This window comes from Streptomyces sp. MB09-02B (assembly GCF_033794485.1).
Lineage (GTDB): Bacteria > Actinomycetota > Actinomycetes > Streptomycetales > Streptomycetaceae > Streptomyces.
This window is the reverse complement of record NZ_JARGEE010000501.1, coordinates 1-5,844: the sequence shown is the minus strand read 5'-3', so window position 1 is coordinate 5,844 and position 5,844 is coordinate 1. Positions and strand designations below refer to the sequence as shown.

4 protein-coding genes are annotated in these 5,844 nt (G+C 72.6%); 2 read left to right on the top strand and 2 right to left on the bottom strand.

The annotated features are described in order from the left end of the window. Window positions 1-56 precede the first annotated feature (56 nt). The gene (locus tag P1P70_RS39065; protein ID WP_319246269.1) at window positions 57-635 is read right to left on the bottom strand and encodes a TetR/AcrR family transcriptional regulator; all 579 of its coding nucleotides are present in this window, start codon (window positions 633-635) and stop codon (window positions 57-59) included. 240 nt (window positions 636-875) lie between these two features. Between P1P70_RS39065 and P1P70_RS39060 the strand changes: the two genes are divergently transcribed. Both P1P70_RS39060 and P1P70_RS39055 read left to right on the top strand, forming a co-directional pair. Continuing rightward, complete coding sequence (locus P1P70_RS39060) at window positions 876-3,434, top strand: M14 family zinc carboxypeptidase (protein WP_319246266.1); 2,559 nt, start codon at window positions 876-878, stop codon at window positions 3,432-3,434. A gap of 26 nt (window positions 3,435-3,460) precedes the next feature. Then, window positions 3,461-4,681 (top strand): serine hydrolase domain-containing protein, encoded by a 1,221-nt coding sequence (locus P1P70_RS39055; protein WP_319246264.1) that lies wholly within the window; start codon window positions 3,461-3,463, stop codon window positions 4,679-4,681. A gap of 155 nt (window positions 4,682-4,836) precedes the next feature. Here the strand turns inward: P1P70_RS39055 and P1P70_RS39050 are convergent. Beyond that, the coding region (locus tag P1P70_RS39050) for an NADP-dependent oxidoreductase (RefSeq protein WP_319246261.1) at window positions 4,837-5,844 on the bottom strand (1,008 nt) is incomplete at its 5' end.

Sequence of the window (5,844 nt, the reverse complement as noted above, 5' to 3'; positions counted from 1 at the left end):
GACGCCCTGCTGCGCAACTGGCCGACCCCGCCGTCCGGTTGACCGGGGCGCCCCGGTCAACCGGACGGCGGGGTCGGCCAGTTGCGCAGCAGGGCGTCGAGGGCGTCCAGGACGCGTTCCCAGCTCTCCTGCGAGTCGGGGGCGCTGTGGCTGAAGCCGCCGGCCGCCTCCAGGCTGACGTAGCCGTGGAAGACGCTGCCCAGGAGCCGGACGGCGTGGGTCTGGTCCGGCTCGGTGAGGTCGTAGCCGCGCAGGATCGCCCGGGTCATCTGCGCGTGCCGGCCACCGGCGCTCGCCGCGGCCGCCTCGGGGTCCAGCCTCAACTGGGCCGCCGCGTACCGGCCGGGGTGCGCGCGGGCGTAGCCGCGGTACACGTCGCCGAGGGCCGCCAGCGCGTCCTTACCGGCCCGGCCGGCGAGCGCGGCGGCGCCCCGGTCGGCCATCTCCTCCAGGGCCAGGAGGGCGATCCGGGTCCTGAGGTCATGGGAGTTACGCACGTGCGAGTACAGGCTCGCGACCTTCACGTCGCAACGGCGGGCCAACTCCGAGACGGTCACCTCGTCGAAGCCGATCTCGTCGGCCAACTCGGCGCCCGCGAGGGCGAGACGTTCCGGGCTGAGCCCCGCACGCACCATGCCCGTGCCACCGTCCTTCCGATCCGTTCGACGGTGTCGATTATGCGACTGCCTAAAGGCTTTAGGCAAGTGACGACAACTCCTAGGCCACGGGTCTCCGTGTCGTATGGGCCCTCTTGTTGCCCGGGAGTCGAACATGTAGACCACCTGTGGTCGACCGGCCCCCGCGGGCCGTGGTCGCCACCCGCACCGGCACGTCGTAGGAACCGCTCCAGAAGGAACCCCACTCCAGGAGGTAGCGTGCGTCCGCCGAGACCCGGCCCGAGATCCGCACTGTTCAGCGTCGCCGCCGTCACCGTCACCGTCACCGCAGGGTCCCTGCTCGTCGCCCCGCACTCCGCGGGCGCCGACCCCAGGCCGCCGGTCCGCGAGGGACCGGCCCTGTCGCCGGGTGCCGCCCAGGCCCCGGCGAGCGCGACCCGGCGGGCCCTGGCCCAACCGGTCGCCGACCTCGCCGACACGGCCGGTTCCAGCCGCGGTTACCCCCGCGAGCAGGTCCTCTCCCCGGACCCGGAGAACCCCGCCGACAAGTCCCTCAAGCTGGGCCTCACGCCGTACCACGCCATCGCCCCGAAGCTGAACGCCCTCCAGCGGCTCGGCGACCGGGTGAGCGTGGAGGTCGCCGGGCGGTCGGCCGGCGGGCACCGGCTCTACCTCGTCACCGTGACCGCCCCCGAGACCGCACGCCAGGCCCGCGACCAGGCGCGGATGCGTGAACTCATCGAGTCCGCGCCCCGGTCGGCCGCCAGGAGCCCGGAGATCAGGAAGACGTACAAGGCTCCCGTCTTCTTCAACAACAACATCCACGGCAACGAGTGGGAGGGCACCGACGCGTCCCTGAAGCTCGTCGAGCGGCTGGCGACGGCGACCGACGCCGGCACGAAGGACCTCCTCGCCCACTCCCGGCTGTACTTCAACATCACCGCCAACCCGGACGGCCGGATCGCGGGCACCCGCGCCAACGCGGTCGGCTTCGACATGAACCGGGACTTCGTCACCGCCTCGCAGCCCGAGGTGCGGGCGATGCGGCGGATCCAGATCGACAAACAGCCCGTCGTCATGCTCGACCTGCACGGGTACGTCAACGGCACCCTCATCGAGCCGACCACTCCCCCGCACGGCGAGAACTACGAGTACGACCTCTTCCTGAAGAACACCTACGCGAACGCCCTCCGCATGGAGTCCGCCGTCAACGGCCTCGGCCTCACCCCCGGGAAGGACGGCGTCGAACCGGCCCAGATCCCGTTCCGTGACTCGGAGGAGGGGTGGGACGACTGGCCGCCGATCTTCACCCCGCAGTACGCGGCCTTCCACGGCACGGTCGCCGCGCACACCGTGGAGATCCCGCTCCAGGTGAACAACGCGGCGTACGAGTCGCTGCCGGTGGAGGAACTCCGCCGCCGGTCCGCGATCAACGTCGACGTGGCGGGCGCGGCGCTGCGCGCGACCCTCGACTTCGTGCGGGAGAGGCGGACCTCGCTGGTCGCCGACCAGATCGAGGTGTTCCGGCGCGGCGCCGCGGGCGCCGCCCAGGTCCCGGTCTCGGCGGAGAGCGTCCCCGGGGTGCCCGGCATCGGCCCCGAGGACGTCTACACGACCGACTTCCCGCGCGCCTACGTCATCCCCGCGGGCAGCGGCCAGCGCTCCGCCACGGCCGCCGCGCGCCTCGTCGACCACCTGCTCGCCAACGACGTCCGTGTGACCCGCGCGACCCGCGCCTTCCGGCTCGACGGCCGGTCGTACGCGAAGGGGTCCTACGTCGTCGACCTGCGTCAGCCCAAGCGCGGCATGGCCAATGTGCTGCTCGCCGACGGGCGGGACATCAGCGACAAGGTCTCGGCGATGTACGACATCTCCGGCTGGAGCCTGGGGCTGCTGTGGGGCGCCACCGTGGTGGAGGCGGACAGCGGTCGTCCGTCCGCCGTGCCGGCCCGGCCGGTCACGTCCGCCGCCCGCGTCGGACACGTCGCACCGCGCGGCGACCTGCGCCTCCGGCTCGACTCCCCGCAGGAGATCGCCGCTCTCAACTCGCTTCTGAAGGACGGCGTTGCGGTACGTCGGGCGGCCGACGGCAGCGCGCTCGTGCCGTCCTCGGAACGTCGGAAGGCCCAGGCGCTCGCCCGGTCGTACGACGTGGTCTTCGACGCGGCCAAGGGCCCGAAGGGCACGCCGCTGCGCCCGGTCCGCGTGGCCGCCGCCGTCACGGCGGGCGAGTTGTTCGCGCTGCGCGAGATGGGCTTCGACGTGGTCCCGGTCTCGACGGCCGTCCTCAACGCGGGCTTCGACTGGTCCCGAGCCGATGTGCTGTTCGTGTCGTCGGGGCTGTCCTACGGCGGCCTGAACGAGTCCGCACGTACGGCCCTCACCGGTTTCCTCTCCGGACACGGGCTGGTCGGCCGGGGCACCGCCGGCGCGGGGCTCGCCTCGGCCACCGGGCGGCTGCAGGCCACGGCGGTCCAGGGCAACGGGGACGCCAACGGCGTGGTGCGCGTGGTGAACGCGGGCGGCGCGGTGACCGGCGGTGCCCCGGACCACAGCTTCGTCTACGCGCCCGTGTGGTTCACCGGGCTGGGCGACGGGGTGAGGGTCGAGCAGTCGTACGGCAGCGGGAACCCGCTGGTGTCCGGGCACTGGCGGCCGTCGCAGGACGGCTCCGGCGGCCCGGCGGCCGCGGCGGGCCGGGCGTCCGTGATCAGCGGACCGAACGCGGTCCTGTTCGGCACGGAACCTCTCTTCCGTGCCCACCCGAAGGGGGAACTCCCGCAGGTGGGCCGGGCGTTGCTGACGGTGAGCCGGTGACGGGTGTCAAGGAAACAGGAGCGTGCATGACCGAGGGAACCCGGACGGCCGCCGTCCACGACACGGCCGCAGCGCAAGGCACGGCCGAAGTGCACGGCACGGTCGCCGACGGCTTCGAGGCGGTGCGTGAGGAGTTCGCCGCGTTCGTGGTCGGTGAACGTGCCGACTACGAGGGCCAGTTGACCGCGTACGTGCATGGGCGGCGGGTCGTCGACCTGTGGGCCGGCCCCGCCGAGGAGGCGGCGACGGGCGGCGACGCGCTGCACGGCGTGTTCTCCTCCACCAAGGGCGCCGCCCATCTCGTCGTCGCGCTCCTCGTCCAGGACGGTGTGCTGGAGCTGGACCGCGAAGTCGCCCACTACTGGCCGGAGTTCGCGGCCGAGGGCAAGGGCGCGGTGACCCTGCGGGAGCTGATCTCGCACCGGGCGGGGCTCGTCGGCACCGATGCCGGGTTCACCCTGGAGGAGCTGGCGGACGACCGTGTCCTCGCCGAACGCCTCGCCGTGCAGCGCCCGTACTGGCGTCCCGGAGCCGCCTTCGGCTACCACGCGCTGGTCATCGGGGCGCTCACCGGCGAGGTCGTACGGCGGGCGACGGGCCGCACGCTCCAGGAAGTGTACGAGGAGCGGGTCCGCGCCCCGTACGGGCTCGATCTCTTCCTGGGGCTGCCGGCCGAGCACGAGCCCCGCTTCCGGACCGTGCAGCCGATGCTGCCGACGCCCGCGCAGCAGGCCGAGCTGGACGCGGTGCCCAGCGGCCCGCACACGCTGACGTCGATCGCGTTCAACAACCAGGTGCCCGAACCGGGTGAGCTGACGGACTTCCCCAACGCGCGGATCGTGCGCGCCGGCGGGCAGGCGTCGGCGGGTGGCATCGGCTCGGCGCGGGGGCTCGCCGGGATGTACGCGGCGGCCGTCAGCGAGTTCGACGGGCGGCCGCCGCTGCTCAAGCCCGACACCGTCGGCGAGTTCGGCCAGGTCCACTCCCTCGGCCACGACCTCGTCTCGCGGGCCCCGAAGGCGTTCGGCCTGGGCTTCCAGGCCACGGCCGAACTGGTTCACCCCTTCCTCGGCGCCGGCACGTTCGGCCACAGCGGCGCGGCAGGCTCCCAGGCCTTCGCCGACCCCCGCAGCGGTCTCGCCTACGGCTACACCCGCCGCCGCATGGCTTTCCCGGGCGGGGCGGCCCCGGAGAACTCGGGTCTGGTGCGGGCGGTGCACACGGCGGCGCTGGCGTCGGCACTCTGATCCACCGCACACGACGCGTCGTAGCCCTGAAGCACCGCACACGGCGCGTCACTGCTTTGCGGCACCGCACACGACGGAGTCCGCACCCCACGTCCAGGGGTGCGGACTCCGCGCTGTGCAACGACCGTGAGCGGGCGACCGTCACGGGGTGGGGCTCAGAGCTTGACGATCATCTTGCCCGTGTTGTCGCCGCGCAGGACGCCGAGGAACGCCTCCAGGTTGTTCTCGATGCCCTCGACGACCGTCTCGCGGTACTTGAGTTCGCCCGAGGCGACCCAGGGGCCGACCTCCTGGACGAACTGCGGCTGGAGGTCGTAGTGGTCGCCGACGAGGACGCCCTCGACGCGGAGGCGGTTCTGCAGGATCTTGACCATGTTGCGCGGGCCGGGGGTCGGCTCCGTCGCGTTGTACTGGGAGATCATTCCGCAGATCACGGCCCGGCCGCGCAGGTTGAGCGCGCCGATCGCGGCCTCCAGGTGCTCGCCGCCGACGTTGTCGAAGTAGACGTCGATGCCGTCGGGGGCGGCCTCCTTGAGCTGCTCCGCCACCGGGCCGTTCTTGTAGTTGAAGGCGGCGTCGAAGCCGTACTCCTCCACGAGGAGCTTGACCTTCTCGTCGGAGCCGGCCGAGCCGATGACGCGTGAGGCGCCCTTGAGCCTGGCGATCTGGCCGACCTGGCTGCCGACGGCACCGGCGGCGCCGGAGACGAACACGGCGTCACCCTCCTTGAAGGCGCCGACCCGCAGCAGGCCCGCGTAGGCGGTGAGGCCGGTCATGCCGAGGACGCCGAGGTAGGTGGAGAGCGGTGCGGCGTCCGGGTCGACCTTCACGGCCTGCTTGGCGTCGATGGTGGCGTACTCGCGCCAGCCGCCGAAGTGCAGCACGTGGTCGCCGGCGGCGATGCCGTCCGCCGCCGAGGCGACGACCTCGCCGACGGCACCGCCCTGCATGACCTTGCCCAGCTCGTAGGCGGCGACGTAGGACTTCGCGTCGCTCATGCGGCCACGCATGTACGGGTCCACGGAGAGGTACTTGTTCCGTACGAGGACCTCACCCGCGCCGGGCTGCCGGATCTCCCCCTCGACCAGGGCGAAGTCCTCGTCCTTGGGCCAGCCGACGGGACGGCTCAGCAGGTGCCATTCACGGCTGGTGGCGGGGAGGGC